This is a genomic window from Teichococcus aerophilus (genome assembly GCF_014490485.1).
Classification (GTDB): Bacteria; Pseudomonadota; Alphaproteobacteria; order Acetobacterales; family Acetobacteraceae; genus Pseudoroseomonas; species Pseudoroseomonas aerophila.
Map to the genome: position 1 here is coordinate 31948 of NZ_JACTVA010000035.1, position 19818 is coordinate 51765.

General features: G+C 69.5%; 20 protein-coding genes. 12 read left to right on the plus strand and 8 right to left on the minus strand.

Translation table 11 applies throughout. The features are described 5' to 3' along the window. Nucleotides 1-144 precede the first annotated feature (144 nt). Nucleotides 145-483, plus strand: coding sequence for an arsenate reductase family protein (locus tag IBL26_RS17275; RefSeq protein ID WP_187785757.1), 339 nt, complete (start codon nucleotides 145-147; stop codon nucleotides 481-483). 340 nt (nucleotides 484-823) lie between these two features. On the opposite strand, the gene IBL26_RS17280 is transcribed toward IBL26_RS17275, so the two are convergent. Further along, complete coding sequence (locus IBL26_RS17280) at nucleotides 824-1735, minus strand: DMT family transporter (protein ID WP_187785758.1); 912 nt, start codon at nucleotides 1733-1735, stop codon at nucleotides 824-826. Nucleotides 1736-2027: 292 nt separating this feature from the next. Beyond that, nucleotides 2028-2552: a Fur family transcriptional regulator gene (locus IBL26_RS17285; protein ID WP_187785759.1), complete on the minus strand. Its 525-nt coding sequence runs from the start codon at nucleotides 2550-2552 to the stop codon at nucleotides 2028-2030. A gap of 56 nt (nucleotides 2553-2608) precedes the next feature. Between IBL26_RS17285 and hisI the strand changes: the two genes are divergently transcribed. The 6 genes from hisI (at nucleotide 2609) to IBL26_RS17315 (ending at nucleotide 7125) form a co-directional block, all read left to right on the plus strand. Next, complete coding sequence (gene hisI / locus IBL26_RS17290; protein ID WP_187785760.1) at nucleotides 2609-3046, plus strand: phosphoribosyl-AMP cyclohydrolase; 438 nt, start codon at nucleotides 2609-2611, stop codon at nucleotides 3044-3046. Then, on the plus strand, nucleotides 3036-4154 hold the full coding sequence (locus IBL26_RS17295) for a CobW family GTP-binding protein (protein WP_187785761.1): 1119 nt from the start codon (nucleotides 3036-3038) through the stop codon (nucleotides 4152-4154). Before hisI ends, IBL26_RS17295 begins: the two co-directional genes overlap by 11 nt. A 118-nt stretch (nucleotides 4155-4272) precedes the next feature. Beyond that, the gene (locus IBL26_RS17300) at nucleotides 4273-4923 is read left to right on the plus strand and encodes a GOLPH3/VPS74 family protein (RefSeq protein WP_187785762.1); all 651 of its coding nucleotides are present in this window, start codon (nucleotides 4273-4275) and stop codon (nucleotides 4921-4923) included. 95 nt (nucleotides 4924-5018) lie between these two features. After that, entirely contained in the window at nucleotides 5019-5657 is a 639-nt protein-coding gene (locus tag IBL26_RS17305) for a hypothetical protein (protein WP_187785763.1), read from the plus strand. A 272-nt stretch (nucleotides 5658-5929) separates the two neighbouring features. Beyond that, complete coding sequence (locus IBL26_RS17310; RefSeq protein WP_187785764.1) at nucleotides 5930-6640, plus strand: SDR family oxidoreductase; 711 nt, start codon at nucleotides 5930-5932, stop codon at nucleotides 6638-6640. A 122-nt stretch (nucleotides 6641-6762) separates the two neighbouring features. Beyond that, nucleotides 6763-7125, plus strand: a complete 363-nt coding sequence (locus IBL26_RS17315) for a hypothetical protein (RefSeq protein WP_187785765.1) — start codon at nucleotides 6763-6765, stop codon at nucleotides 7123-7125. Between the two features lie 35 nt (nucleotides 7126-7160). Here IBL26_RS17315 and IBL26_RS17320 read toward each other — a convergent pair whose 3' ends face one another. Beyond that, a complete protein-coding gene (locus IBL26_RS17320) occupies nucleotides 7161-7847 on the minus strand; it encodes a GntR family transcriptional regulator (RefSeq protein WP_367615458.1) in 687 nt (228 codons plus the stop codon). Nucleotides 7848-8018: 171 nt separating this feature from the next. Here IBL26_RS17320 and IBL26_RS17325 point away from each other — a divergent pair, with 171 nt between their 5' ends. Together IBL26_RS17325 and IBL26_RS17330 are read left to right on the plus strand one after the other, a co-directional pair. Then, nucleotides 8019-8942 (plus strand): dihydrodipicolinate synthase family protein, encoded by a 924-nt coding sequence (locus IBL26_RS17325; RefSeq protein ID WP_187785766.1) that lies wholly within the window; start codon nucleotides 8019-8021, stop codon nucleotides 8940-8942. 43 nt (nucleotides 8943-8985) lie between these two features. Next, the gene (locus tag IBL26_RS17330) at nucleotides 8986-10593 is read left to right on the plus strand and encodes an ABC transporter substrate-binding protein (protein WP_187785767.1); all 1608 of its coding nucleotides are present in this window, start codon (nucleotides 8986-8988) and stop codon (nucleotides 10591-10593) included. Nucleotides 10594-10808: 215 nt separating this feature from the next. On the opposite strand, the gene IBL26_RS26135 is transcribed toward IBL26_RS17330, so the two are convergent. Genes IBL26_RS26135 through IBL26_RS17345 form a run of 3 tightly spaced genes read right to left on the minus strand, consistent with a single transcriptional unit; the run spans nucleotide 10809 to nucleotide 14898 of the window. After that, on the minus strand, nucleotides 10809-11738 hold the full coding sequence (locus IBL26_RS26135) for a diguanylate cyclase (protein ID WP_187785768.1): 930 nt from the start codon (nucleotides 11736-11738) through the stop codon (nucleotides 10809-10811). Next, nucleotides 11735-14545 (minus strand): hybrid sensor histidine kinase/response regulator, encoded by a 2811-nt coding sequence (locus IBL26_RS17340; RefSeq protein ID WP_187785769.1) that lies wholly within the window; start codon nucleotides 14543-14545, stop codon nucleotides 11735-11737. Before IBL26_RS17340 ends, IBL26_RS26135 begins: the two co-directional genes overlap by 4 nt. Continuing rightward, nucleotides 14545-14898: a hypothetical protein gene (locus IBL26_RS17345; protein ID WP_187785770.1), complete on the minus strand. Its 354-nt coding sequence runs from the start codon at nucleotides 14896-14898 to the stop codon at nucleotides 14545-14547. Before IBL26_RS17345 ends, IBL26_RS17340 begins: the two co-directional genes overlap by 1 nt. A 280-nt stretch (nucleotides 14899-15178) precedes the next feature. Here IBL26_RS17345 and IBL26_RS17350 point away from each other — a divergent pair, with 280 nt between their 5' ends. Genes IBL26_RS17350 through lpxB form a run of 3 tightly spaced genes read left to right on the plus strand, consistent with a single transcriptional unit; the run spans nucleotide 15179 to nucleotide 17834 of the window. After that, nucleotides 15179-15769, plus strand: a complete 591-nt coding sequence (locus IBL26_RS17350; protein WP_187785771.1) for a GNAT family N-acetyltransferase — start codon at nucleotides 15179-15181, stop codon at nucleotides 15767-15769. Then, nucleotides 15766-16674, plus strand: a complete 909-nt coding sequence (locus IBL26_RS17355) for a carbon-nitrogen hydrolase family protein (RefSeq protein WP_187785772.1) — start codon at nucleotides 15766-15768, stop codon at nucleotides 16672-16674. Before IBL26_RS17350 ends, IBL26_RS17355 begins: the two co-directional genes overlap by 4 nt. Beyond that, nucleotides 16671-17834, plus strand: coding sequence for a lipid-A-disaccharide synthase (gene lpxB / locus IBL26_RS17360; protein ID WP_187785773.1), 1164 nt, complete (start codon nucleotides 16671-16673; stop codon nucleotides 17832-17834). The genes IBL26_RS17355 and lpxB overlap by 4 nt, the downstream gene beginning before the upstream one ends. A 394-nt stretch (nucleotides 17835-18228) precedes the next feature. On the opposite strand, the gene IBL26_RS17365 is transcribed toward lpxB, so the two are convergent. Both IBL26_RS17365 and IBL26_RS17370 read right to left on the minus strand, forming a co-directional pair. Then, entirely contained in the window at nucleotides 18229-18963 is a 735-nt protein-coding gene (locus IBL26_RS17365; RefSeq protein WP_187785774.1) for an aspartate/glutamate racemase family protein, read from the minus strand. Beyond that, on the minus strand, nucleotides 18960-19700 hold the full coding sequence (locus tag IBL26_RS17370) for a hypothetical protein (protein WP_187785775.1): 741 nt from the start codon (nucleotides 19698-19700) through the stop codon (nucleotides 18960-18962). Before IBL26_RS17370 ends, IBL26_RS17365 begins: the two co-directional genes overlap by 4 nt. Nucleotides 19701-19818: the final 118 nt, after the last annotated feature.

The following is a 19818-nucleotide window of genomic DNA, read 5'->3' on the forward strand; positions in this document are numbered from 1 at the left end:
CCCGGCCCGTTTGCCCTACCGCCACCACGGCTCGCCGCCGTGGGAGAACGGGCTTGGGGAGCAGGTGCTCCATTCGACGCCCCTGCCCTGGCATTCCGCCGCGGTATCCCGGATCATCGGCGTTCATCGCCGGGGGAACCGATCATGGCAGACAGCATCACCATCTATCACAACCCTGCCTGCGGCACGTCCCGCACGGTGCTCGCCGCGCTACGCGAGGCCGGGCATGAGCCGCTGGTGGTGGAATACCTCAAGGCCGGCTGGACCCGCCCGCAGTTGCAGCGCCTGCTGGCGGCGATGGGCGCCACCCCACGCGATATCCTGCGTGCCAAGGAAGCGCCCGACCTGCCGGCGGATGCATCGGACGACGCCATCCTGGATGCGATGGTGGCACGGCCGGTGCTGGTGAACCGACCCATCGTCATCACCCCACGCGGAACAAGGCTGTGCCGGCCGGCGGATACGGTCGCGTCGCTGCTCTAGGGCCAGTCCACGTTCAACAAAGGTGAGGAAGGTCAGGGGAAGGAATTCCCCTGAAACCCCATCTTTTTCTGCGAGTTTGGTGTGGGGCTTCAGGGCTGGCAGGCGCGACCTTGATGAATATCAAAAGCCATAGCCCTGCGCGTGGTCATTGGAGGCCACAGATCTTCGCCGCCGCCCCGGCCAAGGCTTGAGGCTGACGCTTCCACAGCCACGCCCCAAAGACTCGCAAACAAAAGATGGGATCCGGGGCATTCCTTCCCCGGCCTTCCTACCCCGAGCCAAAATGTCGATCCGCGCCTGCGCCTGATGCACGCCGCCGGGTCATGCGGCCGGCGGCCAGTCAGGCTCTCGGTGCCTTGGGCCGGCTGGCGGTCAGCAGCACCACGCCCAGCGCGATCAGGAACGCGGCGGCGACGTCGTGCGGCTGGGGGATTTCCGCCAGCAGCAGCGCCGCCAGCGCCATGGTGATGACCGGGATCAGGGCCGAGAGCGAGGCCCCCGCCGCCGCACCCAGCAGCGCTACCGCGCGGTTGAAGGCCAGCAGGCCGAATACGGTGGTCAGCACGCCCTGGTACCCGGCCTGGAGCGCGATATCCGCCAGCGGCGCCGTGGTCAGGTGGTTCGGCAGGAACAGCAGGTACACCGGCAGATACGCCGCCGCCGAGAGGATGGCGGAGAGCGACGCCGCGTGCAGCGCCGGCAGGCGTGCCCGGCGCAGGATCAGCACATACCCGGCCCAGAGCAGCGCGGCGAAGACGAAGGCCACATGCCCAGGCCCCTGCCCGGGCTGGGAGGACCACCACCCGATCATCAGGCTGCCCACCAGGATAGCGCCGGCACCCCACCAGGCCTGGCCGGGCGGCCGGTCCCGCCACAGCAGCACGCCGAGGATGGCGACCATCACCGTCATCATGCCCGGGATCAGCGCCCCGGCCTGGGACGCGGGCGCATAGGTCATGCCGATGGCGGAGACCAGCGCATAGGGTGCGCCGCCGCCGGCCACCAGCATCAGCAAGCCGCGCCAGCCCAGCCGGTCCAGCGCCAGGCCATGTTTCAGCAGGACGGGCAGCAGCAGGATGGCACCGACGCCGTAGCGCAGGGCGATGATGTCGTAGGCCGTCAGCGTGGACTTCACGCCCAGCCGCGTCAGCACGAAGGAGCCGGACCAGACCACCACGCCGCCCAGCCCCCAGGCCAGCCCCGGCAACAAGCCACCCCGAGCCGCTGCCCCGTTACCCGCCTGACCCGACATCCCACGCACTCCATCCATCGCGGGCGATCATGGCAGCGGGCGGGGATTGTGGCGTCCCCCTAAATCGGGTGGAGCGGATCGAGAGGGGCGCTGCTCCTCTCGATCCCCGTGCCAAAGGCCCGAGGCCTTTGGAAACCCATTCATGGGCGCGGGGGGCGAAGAACATCTGGCTATGGGAAACTCAGCGGGCGGGCGCGTCAGTTGAGGATGAAGGTCCAGACGATCGCGGCGCCGGGGATCGCATCCCCTGCGGTGGAGTGGTGCCCTTCACCTTGCGCGCGGCAAGCGTGCCTCAGGCGGCGGCGGAGCAGGTGGCGCAGCGGCCCTCGATCTCGACGGTCGCCTGGATGGCGGTGAAGCCCACCCGCTGCGCCGCCGCTTCAAGGGCATGCGCCACGGCGTGGTCGCTGATCTCGACGGTGGTGCCGCAATCGCGGCAGATCAGGAACTGGTGCGGGTGGTGGTGGTCGTGGCCATGGGCGTGGTCGTGCCCGGCCTCGACGCAGCCGACGAAGGCATTCAGCCGCTCCACCTTATGGATCAGCCCCTGCTCCAGCAGGAAGTCCAGCGCGCGGTACACGGTGGGCGGCGCGGCACCGGGGCGCAGGGCCTTCAGCTTGTCAAGCAGCGCATAGGCGCCCAGCGGCTGGTCCGATTCCAGCACCAGGCCGAGCACCTGCCGCCGCAGCTCCGTCAGCTGGGCGCCGGCGCGGGCGCAGCGGGCATCGGCCGCCGCCAGGGCGTGCGCGACATCCGGTGCCGGCGTATCCTGGCCATCCGTTCCACTCGCGCTGCCCTGACCTGCCGCCATCGCCATTCTCCTGCCCGCCCGCATCGTTATACTGTAACACACATCGTTCCGAGGATTCCGCCATGACGACGGCCCCCAGCAGCCCCGCCCCCTCGCCGGAGGCCCGCGCCCAGTTCCTGGCCGCCATCCGCTTCAACCGCGATGGGCTGGTGCCCGTCATCGCCCAGGCGCAGGGCAGTGGCGAGGTGCTGATGATGGCCTGGGCCAATGCCGAAGCGCTGGAGGAAACCCTAGCCACCGGACGTGTCGTCTATTTCAGCCGCAGCCGCAACGCGCTGTGGCGGAAGGGCGAGACATCCGGCCAGGTGCAACATCTGGTGGACCTGCGCCTGGATTGCGATGGGGACACCGTCCTGGCCGTGGTGGAGCAGAAAGGCGTGGCCTGCCACACCGGCCGCCGCAGCTGCTTCTTCCAGGCCCTGCGGGAGGACCAGCTGGTGCCCATCACGGCGCCGGAGGTGGAGCCGGAAGCCCTGTACGGCCACGCCCATGGCCACTGAGCCGCCGGCCCAGCCGGTCGCCGCGCCCATTCCTGTCACGGTGCTGACGGGCTTCCTGGGCGCCGGCAAGACCACGCTGCTGAACCACCTGCTGCGACAGCCGGAGATGGCGGCCACGGCGGTGATGATCAACGAGTTCGGCGAGATCGGCCTGGACCACCTGCTGGTCGAGACGCTGGAGGAGGACGCCATCCTGCTGCAGGCCGGCTGCCTGTGCTGCACCATCCGTGGCGACCTCTCCGCCGCGCTGCTGCGGCTGGCGGAGCGGGTGGAAGCCGGCCAGGTGGTGCGCCGCGTGGTGCTGGAGACGACCGGCCTGGCCGACCCCGTGCCCATCCTGCAGACCCTGCTGGCCGACCCGGCCATCCAGCGCCACTTCGTCCTGGCCGGGGTGGTGACGCTGGTGGACGCCGCCAACGCCATGGCGACGCTGGACAGCCAGCCGGAAGCGGTGCGGCAGGTGGCGGTGGCCGACCGCCTGCTGGTGAGCAAGCCGGACCTGGTCGATGCGGCGGCCCTGGCGGCGCTGCAGGAGCGGCTGCGGACGCAGAACCCCGGTGCCGTGCCGGCCCTGGCGCCGCAGGGCGCCGCCCCGGTCGAGGCCTTCCTGGGTGAGGCGCGCTTCGACCCCGCCGAGCGGGGCGAGGCCGTGCGCGGCTGGCTGGCCCCGGCGGCCTGGGACGCGCATGCGCACCATCAAGGCCATACGCACCGGCACGGCCACGCGCATCATGGCCATAGCCATCACCACCACGAGGCCGGCCGGCATGACGCCAACCGGCACGATGCCAGCATCCACGCCTTCTGCCTGACCTTCGACCGCCCCCTGCCGTGGCAAGGCCTGGCGACGTGGCTGGAAATGCTGACCGCCACCCGCGGTGCCTCCGTCCTGCGCGTGAAGGGCATCCTGGACCTGGAAGGGCACGACAAGCCGGTGGCCATCCATGGCGTGCAGCATGTCTGGCACAGCCCTACCGTGCTCTCCGGCTGGCCGGAGGGCGAAGCGCGGCAGTCCCGTCTGGTGTTCATCCTGCGGGACCTGCCCCGCAGCGTGGTGGAGGACGGGCTGGCCGCCTTCGTCACCGCCGCGCGCCAGGACGCCGGCTAAACGGGCCGCAGCCGGGCCAGCAGAGACCGGCGGCCTCCTGCGATCTGCGCCGCCGCCGCAACCGAAACGGATGCCGCAGCGTTGCCTTGGCCAATGGAGCCAAGAGGAGGGCGCCGCGATGCCGTTGACCATGCCGGAGGAAATCCTCCTGTTGATGCTGGATGACGAGACGGGCCGGCTGACCGACCGTGCCGCCCCGGCTGGCGATTACGCCCTGGTGGGCGCCATGCTGGCCGAGCTGGCGCTGGAGGAACGGATCGACGCCGACCCGCCGCGCCTGCGGGTGAAGAACCCCGCCCCTACCGGCGACACGGTGCTGGACGGCGTGCTGGCCCGCATCACCGCCGAGCCGGAGCCGCAGGACAGCCGCTGGTGGGTGGAAACCCTGGTCCGCGACGCCGAGGATTTCCGCAACGCCTATTTCGAGCGGCTGGTGCAGCGCGGCATCCTGCGGGCCGAGGAAGGCCGCTTCCTCTGGATCTTCTCTGAGCGCCGCTACCCCGTGATCTCCGACAAGGAGGAGCGCGAGGTGAAGGCGCGGCTGATGAGCGTGATCTTCGAGGACGGCCCGCCGGATGCACGCGATTCCCTGCTGATCGGCCTGACGCGGGCGGCGGGGCTGTTCCCCATGCTGCTGGCGCCGGAGGAGCTGGAACGGGCCCAGCCGCGCATCGACGCCGTCTCCCGCCACGAGTCGCTGAACAAGACGGTGTCGGACGCCGTGCGGGATATCTTCACGGAAATCGCCCGCTACGCACCGATGATGTAAAAACCAACGGTTTTGTCATGCGCCGCCGCTGCTGGCAGGCAGCGGCGCGTGCTTATCTATCCCTAAGGCCAAGGATGGCCGATGGGAGATACGCCATGCAGCGACGGATGATTCTGGCCATGACGGCCTGCCTTGCTTTGCCGTCGGGGCTGGCGATGGCCCAGGCCCCCGCTGGTACCCAGCCCGTGCGGCTGCGCGGTGTGCTGGACAGTATCGACCCCGCCACGCTGGAGATGACGACGCGGGACGGCGCCAAGGTGACCGCCCGCCTGCCGGAAAACCTGCGCGTCAGCCAGATGATGGCTGCCAAGCTGAGTGACATCCAGGCGGACAGCTATGTCGGCTCCGCCGCCGTGCCGCAACCCGATGGCACCCTGCGCGCTTTGCAGGTGACGATCTTTCCACCCGCCGCGCGCGGTGTCGGCGAAGGCCACCGCCCGTGGGACCTGGGCGGTAGCAGCACCATGACCAACGGCACGGTCGCCAGCATGACCAACGGTACGGTGGGCAGCGTCGGCACCGGGCAGGACATGGTGCTAACCGTGCGCTATGCCGGCGGCGAGCAGCGTATCCTGGTGCCGGAGGATGTGCCCGTGGTCACCTTTGGCCCGGGGGAGCGCGCCATGCTGGTGCCGGGCGCGCAGATCATCCTCAGCGGCAGCCGTGCCGCGGATGGTGCCGTCACCGCCGCCAGCGTCACCGTCGGCAAGGACGGGCTGGTGCCGCCGAATTAGAGCGTGATGCGTTCGCCTTCATCCACGCACCACGCTCCGTGTCGTTGTTTGGTCCGTGGTCCAGGCGTTCCGGTGAGTCCAACTCAGGCCGCCACGATCCAGCGCGCCGCCGCAGGCTGAACCACGCGGCGGCGCCCGTTAAGTGACCAGCGGCCTGAAGCAGGTCGGCTGCCCCGGCAGCGGATTTGTGCGGGCCGGCATCGTTTCGAGGCGGGGAGCCCTGGGACGCCGTGCCTGAACGGCCCGGGGCTCTCCATTGCAGGAGGCTTTTCATGTCCGCAGACACGCCCGTCGCGCTCATCACCGGTGGCGCCCATGGTATCGGCGCCGGCATCGCCGCGCATCTCGCAGCGAAGGGCTGGCGGGTGGTGACGGCGGACATGAAGCCCGCCCCCGCCAATGCCCCCGGCCGCCACACCATCGCCGACGTGGCGGATGAAGCGGCGGTGGCCGCGCTGTTGCAGGGCGTGGCGGAGACCGAGGGCCGGCTGGACGGGCTGGTCTGCAATGCCGGCATCATGATCCGCAAGCCGGTGGAGCAGCTTTCGCTCGGCGAGTGGCGGCGGGTGCTGGATACCAACCTGACCAGCAGCTTCCTGCTGACCAAGGCCGCCGCGCCGCTGCTGCGCGCCTCCGGGCGCGGTGCCATCGTCACCATCGCCTCCACCCGCGCGCATATGTCGGAGCCGGATACGGAATCCTATTCCGCCAGCAAGGGCGGGCTGATGGCGCTGACGCACGCGCTGGCGGTCAGCCTGGGTCCGGATATCCGCGTGAACTGCATCAGCCCGGGCTGGATCAACGTCTCCGACGAAGCCCTGCGGCCGGAGGACCACGCCCAGCACCCGGCCGGCCGGGTGGGACAGCCGAAGGACGTCGCGTCCCTCGCCGCCTGGCTGCTGGGCGAGGATGCCGGCTTCGTCACCGGCGCAGAGTTCATCACCGACGGCGGCATGACGCGAAAGATGATCTACCCCGAGTGAACATGGACATCCGCCCATGATCCTGAAGCGGTCTTGAACGCCGGCCCGGCTGCCGCTTGTGGCCGATCGCCGGGCCACATGGTTTATCCAGGCCCTGTGCAACAAGGCTGGGCGTTGGAAGCATGATCCTGATCTGGCGCGGCTGGGGTATCCTGACCCTACCCATCATCGTGGTGACGTGGCTGGTGATCGGCGGCGGGCTGGCCGTGCTGGCCCGGAAGATGGGCCTGCCGCAGTTGGAGCCGGTGGGCGCCGCCATTGGCTGCCTGGCCGCGGCGGCCGCGATCTGGTGGTCCGGGAAGCGGCTGAACGGCCGCCCGCCGCGCGAGCTGATCGATGCCAGGACCGGTGAGCGCGTGTTGCTGCACCGGCGGCATGAGATGTTCTTCGTGCCGATGCAGTACTGGGCCATCCTGCCCCTGCTGGGCATCGTGGTGGTGCTGCTGCCGCTGTTCACCCAGGCCGGCGGCCTGAGCAAGAACTGACCAACGGCAGCCCCGCGAACCTGCCGCCCAGGCCTTCAGGGTTGGCGGGCGCGCAGGAAGGCCACTAGGGCCTCCCCCACATGCTCCACATGCTGCTTCAGGAAGGGCACGGCGGCACGCACGTCGCCAGCGCGGCAGAGCTGCACCAGCTCGCGATGCTCGCTATCCGCGCGCTCCAGGGACTCAAGGTCGGAGGAGAGCTGCAGGCGGGTGTAGCGGTCGCATTCCTGCAGCAGGCTGGTCACCAGCGTCGCGGTGCGGGGCTTGCCGGCGTGCTGATACAGCATCAGGTGCAGCGTGGTGTTCAGCTCGCCCCAGCGCGCCGTATCCCGCTCCCGCAACGCGCGCGAATAATCCGCCAACACCACGTCGATGGCTTCGTAATCCGATTCCGTCAGGCGCGGCGCGGAATGGCGCAGCAGGCGCGGCTCCAGCAACGCGCGCAGCTCGAACGCCTCCGCCACGTCCTCGACTGAGAGGGAGGACACCGTCGCGCCCTTATGCGGCAGGATGCGGACGAAGCCCTCGGCTTCCAGCTGGAACAGGGCTTCGCGCACCGGGATGCGGCTGACGCCGAACTCCTCGGCCAGCGTGTCCTGCCGTAGCTGGGAACCGGCGGCGAAGCTGCCATCGAGGATGCGGCGGCGGATCTCCTCCAGCAGCGCCCCGGCCACGGTGCGATGCGCCAGGCCCTTGCGGCCGCGCGCGGTGGTGGTGCTCACCGGGGTTCTCCGATCCTGTGCATGGCGTGCCGCTTCGCGATCCTTGGCGCCTGACTATCCGCAGGGGGTGGAGGCTGTCCATCTCCCGCCCGGGGCCTGAAACATTGTTGACGCACCGATTGTATAAATTCTACATTCGACACAGCAAGACATATCGCAGCGAGCACGCCAATGCCCAAGGTCAGCTGGCAGGGGGTCTTCCCCGCCGTCACCACGCAGTTCCACGACGATCTCAGCCTGGACGTGCAGCGCACCCACGGCGTCATGCAGGCGCTGATCCGCGACGGTGTCTCCGGCCTCATCGTCTGCGGCACGGTGGGGGAGAATTGCTCCCTCTCCCGCGACGAGAAGATCACGGTGATGGAGGCGGCCAAGGATGCCGCCGGCGGCCGCGTGCCGGTCATCGCCGGCATCGCCGAGTTCACCACCGCCTTCGCCTGCGACATGGCGAAGGAAGCCGCGCGCATCGGCCTGGACGGCGTCATGGTGATGCCGGCACTGGTCTATTCCTCGAAGCCGCATGAGACGGCGGCGCATTTCCGCGGCGTCTCCAAGGCCACCGACCTGCCGGTGATGGTCTATAACAACCCGCCCATCTACAAGAACGACGTCACGCCACAGATCCTCGCCTCCCTCGCGGATTGCGAGACGGTGGTGTGCTTCAAGGAATCCTCGGGCGATTCCCGCCGCTTCACCGATGTCCGCAACATGGTGGGCGACCGCTTCCTCATGTTCGCCGGCCTGGACGACACCGTGGTGGAGAGCATCATGCTTGGCGCCAAGGGCTGGGTCTCCGGCATGTCCAACGCCTTTCCGCAGGAGGGCGAGGCGCTGTTCCGCCTGGCCGCCGCCGGCCGGTACGCGGAAGCGCGCGCGCTGTACGACTGGTTCATGCCGCTGCTGCACCTCGATGCGCGCCCGGACCTCGTCCAGTGCATCAAGCTGTGCGAGCATATCGTGGGCCGTGGCACGTATCTGACGCGCCCGCCGCGCCTGGCGCTCTCGGCCGAGGAGACGGCGGAGGTGGAGGCGCTGATGCGGACCGCGCTCGCCACCCGCCCTGCCCTGCCGCAAATCGCCGCACTGGCTGCCTGATCGTCACGGCCGCGCCGCCGGCCACCTGCTGGAGTTCTCGCCCATGAGCCTTCCCCTCACCCGGCGCACCCTGCTGGCCGGCGGTGCCGCCCTGGCTTCCTCCGGCCTCGCGCGGCCGCATTTCGCCCACGCGCAAGGCGGCGGCGGCAACCGCGGCACGCTGCGCTTCATCCCCTCCACGCCGCTGCCCTCGCTGGACCCGATCGTCGCCACCAGCTACGTCATCCGCAACCATGGCTACCTGATCTACGACACGCTGTTCGCCACCGATGCGAACTTCCAGATCAAGCCGCAGATGGTCCGTGAATGGCAGACGGCGCCGGACGGGCTGACATGGACTTTCCACCTGCGCGACGGCCTGGCCTTCCATGACGGCCAGCCGGTGCGCGCGCAGGACTGCATCGCCTCCATCCAGCGCTGGTCCAAGCGCGACGCCTTCGGCCAGACGTTCGCGACGTTCGTCGAAGGCTACGCCGCCGACGATGCGCGCACCTTCAGCATCAGGCTGAAGAAGCCCTTCCCGCTGCTGCCGGATGCACTGGGCAAGCTCTCCTCCAACGTGCCCTTCATCATGCCGGAGCGGGTGGCGCAGGGCGATGCGTCCAAGCCGATCTCGGACCCCACCGGCTCCGGCCCCTGGCAGTTCCAGAGCCGCGAGTGGGTGCCAGGGCAAAACGCCATCTACACCCGCAACGCCACCTACAAGCCGCGGGAGGAAGCGCCCTCCTGGGCCGCTGGCGGCAAAGTGGCGAAGATCGACCGCATCGAGTGGCTGGCGCTGACCGAGCCCTCCGCCGCCGTCGGCGCCCTGCTGCAAGGCGAGGTGGACTGGTACGAGCAGCCGCCGGTCGATCTCCTGCCCGTGCTGAAGCGGGACCGCAACATCGCCATCCAGAACGTGCCGCTCGGCCTGATCCTGCTGATGCGCTTCAACCAGGCGCAGCCGCCCTTCAACAACCCCGGCGTGCGCCGCGCGGTGCTGATGGCGATGAAGCAGGAGGACTACATGCAGGCCGTGGTCGGCAGCCCCGACTACTACAGGGAAGCCAAGACCTTCTTCACCCCCGGCTCCCCCATGTCCACCGGCGCCGGTGGGCAGGAGGCGATGCGCGGGGACCTGGAACGCGCCAAGGCGATGCTGAAGGAAGCCGGCTACGCCAACGAGAAGGTCGTGCTGCTGGCGCCGGCGGACCAGCCCATCGCCTACAACCAGTCGCTGGTGACGCAGGAACTGCTGAAGAACCTTGGCATGAATGTCGAGTTGATCTCGACCGACTGGGCCAGCTTCATCGGCCGCCGCAGCAATCGCGGCCTGCCGGATGCGGGCGGCTGGTCGGTGTTCCATACGCTGTGGTCCGGCGCCGATGTGCTGAACCCGGCACTGCACCCGCTGATCCGCAGCAACGGCGCCACCGCCTGGTTCGGCTGGCCGGAGGACGCGACCCTGGAAGGCCTGCGCGATCAGTGGATCGCGACCGCCGATACGGCGAGGCAGAAGGAACTGGCGGCGCAGATCGAACGCCGGGCGTTCGAGACGGTGCCCTACGCACCGGCCGGCCTGATCGAACAGCCGATGGCCTACCGTACCAGCCTGAAGGGCATGGTGGTCTCCCCGGTGCAATTCTTCTGGAACATGGAGAAGACGGGCTGATTTGGGGGTAGATGCAAAAGGCTGGGGAAGGAATTCCCCAGACCCCATCTTTTTTCTGCGAGTTAGGGGGCAGGGCCGGCAGGCGCAGCTTGGATATTTTTACAAATCCGCGCCGACAGAACCGTTGGCTGTCACGCTACTAGGCGCCGACCTCCTCTCCAAAAGCTTGAAGCAAAAAGATGGGGCCCGGGGAATTCTTTCCCCGGCCTTACCCCCTAATGCGGCAGCACTTCCGTCGCATCGAAGGTGGTCCCGATCACGTTGTTCCGCCCCGCTGCCTTGGCCAGGTAGAGCTGGCTGTCCGCCACGCGCATCCAGTGGTCCGGCACCGCCCCCGGCACGCAGGCGGCGGTCGCCACGCCGATGCTGACGGTGACGATCGGCGCCGTGTCCGAGGACGCATGCGGGATGCCGAGCAGCAGGACGCGTTCCTTGATCTGCATCGCCACATCCAGCGCCTGCTCGTGGCCCATGGCGGGCAGGATGCAGGCGAATTCCTCCCCTCCATAGCGGACAGCGACGTCGGAGGCGCAGCGTATGGCGCGGTTCAGCGCCGCGGCCACCATGGCCAGGCAGCGGTCCCCGGCGGCGTGGCCGTAGGCGTCGTTGAAGCGTTTAAAGAAATCGACGTCGAGGATGATGACGGATAGTGGCTCACCGGTCTCCGTCAGGCGGGAGACATCCTGGTTCAGCGACTTCTCCAGCCGCCGGCGGTTGCCGAGGCCGGTCAGCGCGTCCGTCACCGCCAGCTCGGCCAGTTCGTCGCGCATCCGCTTCATCTCGACATGGTTGCGCACGCGGGCACGGGCGATGACAGGCGAGATCGGCTTGGCCAGGTAGTCGATGGCGCCCATCAGCAGGCCGCGTACCTCGGCCTCCTGGTCTCCCAGCGCGGTGGTGAAGATGATGGGCACGTCCATCAGCAGCGGGTCGGACTTGATGACGCGGCAGACCTCGTAGCCATCCATCCCCGGCATCAGCACGTCCAGCAGGATCAGGTCCGGCAGCAAGCTGCGCGCGACGCGGACGGCCTCCGCCCCCGATGTGGCGAAGGAGATGTCATGCTCCTCCTCCAGCGCCTCGCTGAGGATCTCGATGTTGCTGACTTCGTCGTCAACGACAAGGATGACAGCACGTTGCCTCACTGCGCTCCCTCCTGGACGCGGAAGGCGTCCGACATGGTCTCGATCAGGTCCGCCGCGCTGGCGTAGTCCAGGCGGGACAATGCATCGCCCAGCGCCGTCATGGCCGGCATGCCGGGCGGCACTAGCAGCACCAGCGCCTCGTAGGTCCGACGGGCGGAAAGGCTGCGGCGCTCCACCTGCTGGCGCAGCTGCGCCAGCAGCGGCTCGGCCGCCACCAGGTCGATGGTCGCGGGGCGGACGGCGGGGGCCAGCGGCGGTTCCGGCGGCAGGGACTGGCGCAGCGTGTCGATGGCGGCCAGGGCGGCGGCCAGCGCCTGTTCCAACTGGTCCAGCCAGGCTGGCACGGCGTCCAGTTGCCCATGCGCCAGCGAGTCCTCGACATGCCGTGCCGCCTCGGCCACCAGGCGGATTTCCAACGCGCCGGCCACGCCCTTCAGCGTATGCGCCAGCGCGCGCGCGTCCTCGAACTCACCCATCGCCATCATGCCGCGCAGGCGCGTGGTGGCGGAGGCGTATCGGGCGCCGAAATCCAGGATCAGCTTTCGCAGCAACTTGCGTTTGCCGTTCACGCGCCGCAGCGCCGCCGGCAGGTCGAAGGCAGGCATGCTGTCCGGCAACTCGTCCTCCGCCAGCAGCGGGCGCGGCGGCGGCTCCGGCACCGGCGCGGCAGGCGCGGGGGAGGCGCTGATCCACTGCTCCAGCGTACGGATCAGCGCGGCGGGATCGACGGGCTTGGAAAGGTGGTCGTTCATCCCGACCTGCAGGCAGCGTTGCCGCTCTGCCTCGTAGGCATGCGCCGTCATGGCGATGATGGGAAGCTGGGTGGCGGAGAGCGCCTGGCGGATGCGCGTGGTGGCCTCGTAGCCATCCATCACCGGCATCTGCACATCCATCAGTACGGCATCGTAGCGCAGGGGCCCGTGCAGCACCTTGTCGCAGGCGATGCGCCCGTTCTCGGCGGTGTCGACCACCAGGCCGGCATCGGTGAGGATCTCGGTTGCCAGCTCGCGGTTGATCTCGTTGTCCTCCACCAGCAGCAGGTGGCGGCCCATCAGTGGCGATGCCGGGGGCGGCGGGGCGGCATCCCGTGACGCATCGGCGAGCACGACCGCCTCGGCCCGACTGAACAGGCGGGTCAGCGTCTCCAGCAACAGCCCGGCATCCACCGGCTTGACCAGGAAGGCGGAGATGCCGGCGCCATCGGCAGCGGACATCACCTCCTCCCGCCCATAGGCGCTGACCATCAGCATGGTGGGGATGTGGGACAGGCGCACGTGGTCCCGGATCGCCCGCGCCACTTCCACGCCGTCCATCCCCGGCATCTTCCAGTCCATCATCACCAAGTCGTAGGGCCGGCCGCGCGTGGCCTCCGCCTCCAGCGCGCTCACCGCCTCCCGCCCGGATGCCGCCAGGTCCACCTGCATGCCCCAGGCGCCGAAGGTGGCCTGCAGGATCTCGCGGGAGCCGGAATTGTCGTCCACCACCATGATGCGCAGCTTGCGCAGCGCCTCGACCGTCAGGCGGCGGGACATCACCTCGGCATCGCCGCGCTGCATGGCGGTGGTGAAGGTGAAGGTGCTGCCCTTCCCCGGCTCGCTCTCCACCGCGATAGTGCCGCCCATCAGTTCCACCAGCTGGCGGCTGATGGCGAGGCCGAGGCCGGTGCCGCCGAACTTCCGGGTGGTGGAGGCATCGGCCTGGGAGAAGGTGCTGAACAGCATCTCCCGCTGCTGCCGCGTCATGCCGATGCCGGTGTCGCGCACCGCGAATTCCAGCAGCAGGTCCTCGCCCCGCTGCTCCCGCACCCGCACCGCCACGTCCACGCCGCCACGCTCGGTGAATTTCACCGCGTTGCTGATGACGTTCAGCAGCACCTGGTTGAGCCGCAGCGCATCCCCCACCACCGCATCCGGCACGTCCGGGGCGATGCTGACATTCAGCGCGATGCCCTTCTCCTGCGCGCGGAGGGAGGCGATGCCGATGGTGCTGTCCAGCGCCGGGCGCAGGCCGAAATCCGCCTTCTCCAGCACCAGCTTGCCGGCCTCGATCTTGGAGAAGTCCAGGATATCGTTGATGAGGGAGAGCAGGTTGCCGCTGGCGGTCTTGATCTTCACCAGGTAGTTCCGCTGCGGCGGCGCCAGCTCCGTCCGCAGCGCCAGGTGGCAGAAGCCGAGGATGGCGTTCATCGGCGTGCGGATCTCGTGGCTCATATTGGCCAGGAACATGCTCTTGGCCTCGCTGGCCGCCGTCGCCTCCCGCGTCCGCTCCATGATCTCGGCCGACATCGCCTCGATCCGCGCGAAGCTGCTGACCAGGGTCTGGCTCAGCCACACCAGCACCGCCGTCTGGAACGCCACGATGGCGGCGTGCAGGATCACCCGGTCTAGGTCCGCGCCGCGGGCGAAGATCATGGAGGGATAAATGAAGTTCAGCACCAGGTGGTGCAGCGCGATGGTCGCCGCCGCCACCACCAGCGTCCGCCAGTCGCACCAGGCCATCAGCAGGGCCAGGGTGGCGAAGAAGTACATGTGCATGTCCATCTGCCAGCCATGGCCGGCCAGCAGGTAGACCAGCAGCGCCGGCTGCCCCATCAGCGCCACGGCGGAGAGATAGCGCGTCGCCGGCGCCGGGCCCTGCCGCCACCAGGAAAGCTGCACCGCGCCGTTCAGTACCAGGGTCACCGCCATGGCCGGCCAGGGCGGATGCCCCGTCAGCCAGGCGACGGCGCCGATGAGCGGCAGGTGCAGCCACAACAGCAGGATCAGCAGCCGGCCGAAGCGCTGCCGCAGGCCAGTGATTTCCTGCATCAGACGCGCCCTTCCATGGCGGCGGGCGCATCGTTCAGCCCCAGGCAGCCCCGCAGCCTTGCGGGGTCCACCACCAACCAGGCACCGGCCCGGTACAGGGCGGCGGAAAATCCGGGGTCCTCCGAATAGGCGACCAGCACGTTGCCGAAGCCGCCGGCCTCCACCATCCGCCCGCCGGCCTGGACCACGATGGCTGCCGTATCCCCCAGACCGAACCAGGGCGGGGCGATGACGGCCATCTGGCTGCCCTGCCGGGGCGAGGCCAAGGTAACGGCGAAGATCGAGCCAGCACTGAACAGAGCCAGGGCCAGTGCAGGGAGAAAATGCCGAAGGCGCGGGGCCTCGTCGTTCATGTTGGTTATTCCTGGCCGGTGCCGATTATTCTCGGTTCGCCAATATTTTCTTATTAGCCGTAGATGCGACTGTTCTTCTGCCGACTTGCTTTTTATTCTCGATTGGCTCGGCTCGGGCGCCATTTTCCGTATCGTTATATTTAAAGACATCGTTAATCGTCATACAAGTTCCGAATTTCATCGAGCGAAATAAATTCACCTTCGGCGCTACCGGCCCGCCAAGCCCTCGCCCTGCGCCCCGACCTCGCCCCGCCCGCCGATCCGCTGTATCCCTGCCCCCATGGCCCTCCGCTTCGAGACCGTGCGCGGCGACGCACTGCAACCCTGGCTGCCGGCCCTGGCGCGGCTGCGCATCGGTGTGTTCCGCGACTGGCCCTATCTGTACAAAGGCGACCGCCGGGCCGAGGCCGCCTATCTCCGCGACTTCTCCCGCAACGCCGACGCCGCCATCATCCTGGCGCTGGACGGCGAGCGCGCCGTCGGTGCCGCCACCTGCGAACCAATGGCCAACGCCCATGGCTGGGCCCGCGCGCCCTTCATCGCCAGCGGGCGCGACCCGGCGGCTTATTGCTACTTCGGGGAGAGCGTGTTGCTGCCGGCCTGGCGCGGCCAGGGCGCCGGCGTTCGCTTCTTCGAGCGGCGCGAAGCCCATGCCCGCAGCCTGGGCCTGCACCGCACCACCTTCTGCGCCGTGCGGCGGGACGACCCTGCCGACCCGCGCCGCCCCGCCAGCTATACGCCTCTGGACGGCTTCTGGCGCAATCGCGGCTACGCCCCCGCCGGCTTCGCCTGCGCCCTGCCCTGGCGGGAGACCGGCCGGCGCGGGGAAACGCCCCACATGCTCGATTTCTGGGAACGCGCCCTGCCATGACCGCCCAGCCCGTACCCGCGCGGCCCCTGCGCCTCGCCTTGCTGCAATACCCGGTGGAGCGGCCCGAGGGCATCGCTGCCTTCGGCGCCAAGCTGGACCACTGGCTGGCCCAGGCCAAAGCCGGCGGCGCCGAGCTGGCCGTGCTGCCGGAATATGCCTGCGTGGAGCTGGGCGCCGCCCTCACCCGCTCCGACATCGCTGACGAGGCGGCGGAGCTGGCGGCGATGGTCGAAGCCGCGCCCGCCATCCTGGCCGAGATGCGCGCAGCCGCCCGCCGCGCCGGGCTGTGGCTGCTGGCCGGTACCCTGCCGATGCGGGATGCCGATGGCCTGATCCGCAACCGCGCCCCGCTGATCGACCCCGAAGGCCGCCTCGCCACCCAGGACAAGCATGCGATGACGCGGTTCGAGCGGGAGCGCTGGGGCGTCACCGCCGGTGCCAGCCCCTCGGTATTCAGCACGCCGTGGGGGCTGATCGGCATCTCCGTCTGCTACGACGCGGAATTCCCGAAGCACGTGCGCGCCCAGGTGGAAGCCGGCGCCTGGCTGGTCCTCGCCCCCTCCTGCACCGACACGCTGCACGGCTTCAACCGCGTCCGCGTCTGCGCCGCCGCGCGCGCGGTGGAGAACCAGTGCTTCGTCGCCATCACCCCCACCGTCGGCACCGCGCCCTGGTCCGCCGCGCTGGATGCCAACCGGGGCTACGCCGCCGTGTTCGGCCCGATCGACCGCGGCTTCCCGGAGGATGGCGTGCTAGCGCGCGGCGCGCTCGACATGCCGCAATGGGTGTTCGCCGAGCTGGACCCCGCGCGCATCGAGGCCGTCCGCCGTGAAGGCGCCGTCTTCAACCACCGGGACTGGCCCAAGCGATCCTTCCACAAGCCGCCCGTGGCGGTGCCGGCATGACGCTGGTCTATATCGTCGCCGGGGAAGCCTCTGGCGACCTGCTGGGGGCCCGGCTGATCGCCGCCCTGCGTGACGCGCGCCCGGACCTGGTCTTCGCCGGCGTCGGCGGCGACCGCATGGCCGAGCAGGGTTTTGTCAGTCTCTTCCCCATGCGGGAACTCGCCGTGATGGGGTTGGCGGAGGTGCTGCCCAATATCCGCCGCCTCTCCCAGCGGCTGACGCAGACAGTGGCCGATATCGAAGCGCGCCGCCCCGCCGTGGTCGTCACCATCGACAGCCCCGGCTTCGGCCTGCGCGTGGCGGCGCGGGTTAGGCCCAAGGGCTTCACCATCCTCCACTACGTCGCCCCCCAGGTCTGGGCCTGGCGCCAGGGGCGGGTGAAGCGCATCGCCAAGGAAGTCGACCGCATCCTGGCCCTGCTGCCCTTCGAGGCGCCCTTCTTCGAGAAAGCCGGCATCCCGGTCGATTTCGTCGGCCATTCCATCCTGGAATCCGGCGCCGACCAGGGCGACGCCGCCCGCTTCCGCGCCCTCCACGCCATCGCGCCGGATGAGCGCATCGTCCTCGTCATGCCCGGCAGCCGCCGCAGCGAGGTCGGCCGCCTGCTACCCACCTTCGGCGCCGCGCTGAAGCTGGCCGCCAACCGCGTGCCGAAGCTGCGCCCCGTCGTCCCGCTCGCCGGGCCGGTGGAGGAGAGCGTCCGCGCCGTCGCCGCCGGCTGGCACCCCGCGCCCATCCTGGTGCGCGACATCGCCGAGAAATACGACGCCTTCGCCGCCGCCGAGGCCGGCATCATCAAATCCGGCACCTCCTCGCTGGAGGTGGCACTGGCCGGCGTGCCCATGGTGGTGGGCTACCGCGTCAACCCGATCACCGCCGCCATCGTGCGCCGGCTGGTCAAGGTGCAGTATGTCAGCATCGTCAACCTCCTCGCCAAGCGCAGCATCATTCCGGAATTGCTGCAGGAGGATTGCACGCCCGAAAAGCTCTCCGCCGAACTGGTCCGCCTGCTGACGGACCCCGCCGCGGCGACAGCCCAGCGCGACGGCTTCGCCAGCGTGTTCGACATGCTACGGCCGGAGGGCGGCGTGCCCAGCGCGGCAGCGGCCGCGTCGGTGCTGCGGGCGATCGAGGGGCGGTCGGCAGAAGCGCCGAGTTAAGGTTGGGGGCATGAACTCCCCCAAGCCCCCGTCTTTTTCTGCGAGTTTTGAGGTGGGTCCAGATGCCGGATGCGGCGCCTGTAGCCTTGGAACGTGGCCGTCGCCGGTGAATCAGCGGGAAATCACGCGGCCGGCGAGCTCGGGTTTCGCAGGGCATGATACGCGGCGGACCCACCTTGAAGCTTATCTGCTGAAAAGCGAATGGAGCGGATAAGCTCCGATCTCGTTTGATCGCGTGATGCGCGCCTTCGCTTGATTCAACCGCAGGCAATTGTGCCATCCATTGGATGACCCCCTGGTCCTGACGCGATTCTGCAGAGGTCTGCCTTCCCGGAAATCGGCCCGCCGGCCATCAAGTCAGTCCAATGAAGGCCGAGGAAAACACGCCCCAGCGTCACCCCTTCAACATCGCCGCCAATTCGGCCGACAGCCCGCTGCTATCCCGGCCCGAGAGCGGCGCCAGGCTGCCGGCACGCGGCTTCGGCAGGTTCAGCGCCACCAGCGCCTCGGCCTGCTTCACCGCGCAGGCAATGCCGTCCAGCAACGGCACGGGGGACCGGTCCGCCAGCCGGGCCGCCATGCCGGCCAGCGCGGCACCGCCCAGCACCACCGCATCGGCGCCGCCTTCCACCAGGCGGTGGATGCCTGCCAGCACCGCCGCCTCGGCCCCAGCCGGGTCGCGCACCGCCTCCTGCGGCGTCATCGCCACGCCATCCAGGCCGGACAGGCGGGAGGACAGGCCATGGCGGCCAATCAGTTCCCGGTAGGTCTCCACCCCACCCAGCGTCAGCAGGCCGAAGCGCGCCGCCACCATGCAGGCGGTCAGGCACGCAGCCTCGGTCATGCCGACCACCGGGCAGGGCATCAGCTGGCGTGCGGCTTCCAGCGCGGTGTCGTGGCTGACCGCCAGCACCACCGCCTGCACCTGCCCGCTATGCCCGGCCAGCAACTCCAGCAACGCATGCCCGGCGATGATGTTCTCAGCGCGAGAGGAGATGACCGCCGGGCCGAAGCGGGGAGTTGCCGGCACGATCTCGGTGCCCGGCGCCGCCGCATCCCGCGCCGCCGCGGCGCAGAGCTGCGTGATCGCCTCGGTCGTGTTGGCGTTCGCGACCAGGATGCGCATCATGCGCCCAGCCCCGCGAAGGCACCGGTGGCCAGGCGGGAATCCACCTTGCCCCGCAGCGCCAGCGCCTCCAGCCCCGATGCCGGGTCCGCCCAGACCAGGAAGGGGTTCAGCGCCAGCACATCCCCCGGCCGCAGCGGCAGGCTGAGCGCCAGGCCCGGCGTCTCCAGCGCCGCATCCAGCGCGGCCAGCGCTGCGGCAGGCGTGGCGCGGGCGATCGCCTCCCGCCGCAGCCAGGCGGAAAACACGCCGCTGCTGACAGCAAAGACCGGCAGGTCCAGATCCTCCCCATGTGGCAGCGGGCGGTAGAACACCTCCAGCTGGGCGCGGTCCGCCTTCATCAGGGCGTTGTGCACGGCGGCGGCGGACCGCAGCGTCACGGTCGTCGGCTGCCGGCACAGTAGCAGCAGGATATCGCTGGCACCCTCCGCCAGGCTGCCGGCCGGTACGGTCATCCTCTCGCCCATCCGCTCGCCCAGAGTGGCCAGCAGTGCCGCGCCATCCTCCGGCGCCGGCAGGCCGCGCAGCAGCGCGAAGCCCTTGCCATGCGCCAGCCGCTCCGCCACGCGGGACAGCAAGGGGTCCAGCACGGGCCTCGGCTCGCCCGGCGGCGCCAGGGTTTCCGCGGCGGCCTCGGCCCCCAGCGGCACCATCCAGTCGGCGGGGGAGAGCGCCTCCGCGGTCCAGAGATGCGCGCCACTCTCAGGTGCGATGCGGCGGGGGGTCGGGGTGTCTGTCATCGTCAGGCAGGCTAGCAGGCGGCCCCGGCCGCCGTCAGCCACACATGCGTCAGTGGCGGTGTGCACCCAGGCCTTTGCGGAAGCTAAGGAAGGTTGGGGAAGGAGTTCCCCAGGCCCC

Coding starts and splice junctions, on each gene's coding strand:
- IBL26_RS17275 (WP_187785757.1), top strand. CDS start 145: ATGGCAGACAGCATCACCATCTATCACAACCCTGCCTGCGGCACGTCC.
- IBL26_RS17280 (WP_187785758.1), bottom strand. CDS start 1,735: ATGTCGGGTCAGGCGGGTAACGGGGCAGCGGCTCGGGGTGGCTTGTTG.
- IBL26_RS17285 (WP_187785759.1), bottom strand. CDS start 2,552: ATGGCGATGGCGGCAGGTCAGGGCAGCGCGAGTGGAACGGATGGCCAG.
- hisI (WP_187785760.1), top strand. CDS start 2,609: ATGACGACGGCCCCCAGCAGCCCCGCCCCCTCGCCGGAGGCCCGCGCC.
- IBL26_RS17295 (WP_187785761.1), top strand. CDS start 3,036: ATGGCCACTGAGCCGCCGGCCCAGCCGGTCGCCGCGCCCATTCCTGTC.
- IBL26_RS17300 (WP_187785762.1), top strand. CDS start 4,273: ATGCCGTTGACCATGCCGGAGGAAATCCTCCTGTTGATGCTGGATGAC.
- IBL26_RS17305 (WP_187785763.1), top strand. CDS start 5,019: ATGCAGCGACGGATGATTCTGGCCATGACGGCCTGCCTTGCTTTGCCG.
- IBL26_RS17310 (WP_187785764.1), top strand. CDS start 5,930: ATGTCCGCAGACACGCCCGTCGCGCTCATCACCGGTGGCGCCCATGGT.
- IBL26_RS17315 (WP_187785765.1), top strand. CDS start 6,763: ATGATCCTGATCTGGCGCGGCTGGGGTATCCTGACCCTACCCATCATC.
- IBL26_RS17325 (WP_187785766.1), top strand. CDS start 8,019: ATGCCCAAGGTCAGCTGGCAGGGGGTCTTCCCCGCCGTCACCACGCAG.
- IBL26_RS17330 (WP_187785767.1), top strand. CDS start 8,986: ATGAGCCTTCCCCTCACCCGGCGCACCCTGCTGGCCGGCGGTGCCGCC.
- IBL26_RS17340 (WP_187785769.1), bottom strand. CDS start 14,545: ATGCAGGAAATCACTGGCCTGCGGCAGCGCTTCGGCCGGCTGCTGATC.
- IBL26_RS17345 (WP_187785770.1), bottom strand. CDS start 14,898: ATGAACGACGAGGCCCCGCGCCTTCGGCATTTTCTCCCTGCACTGGCC.
- IBL26_RS17350 (WP_187785771.1), top strand. CDS start 15,179: ATGGCCCTCCGCTTCGAGACCGTGCGCGGCGACGCACTGCAACCCTGG.
- IBL26_RS17355 (WP_187785772.1), top strand. CDS start 15,766: ATGACCGCCCAGCCCGTACCCGCGCGGCCCCTGCGCCTCGCCTTGCTG.
- lpxB (WP_187785773.1), top strand. CDS start 16,671: ATGACGCTGGTCTATATCGTCGCCGGGGAAGCCTCTGGCGACCTGCTG.
- IBL26_RS17365 (WP_187785774.1), bottom strand. CDS start 18,963: ATGATGCGCATCCTGGTCGCGAACGCCAACACGACCGAGGCGATCACG.
- IBL26_RS17370 (WP_187785775.1), bottom strand. CDS start 19,700: ATGACAGACACCCCGACCCCCCGCCGCATCGCACCTGAGAGTGGCGCG.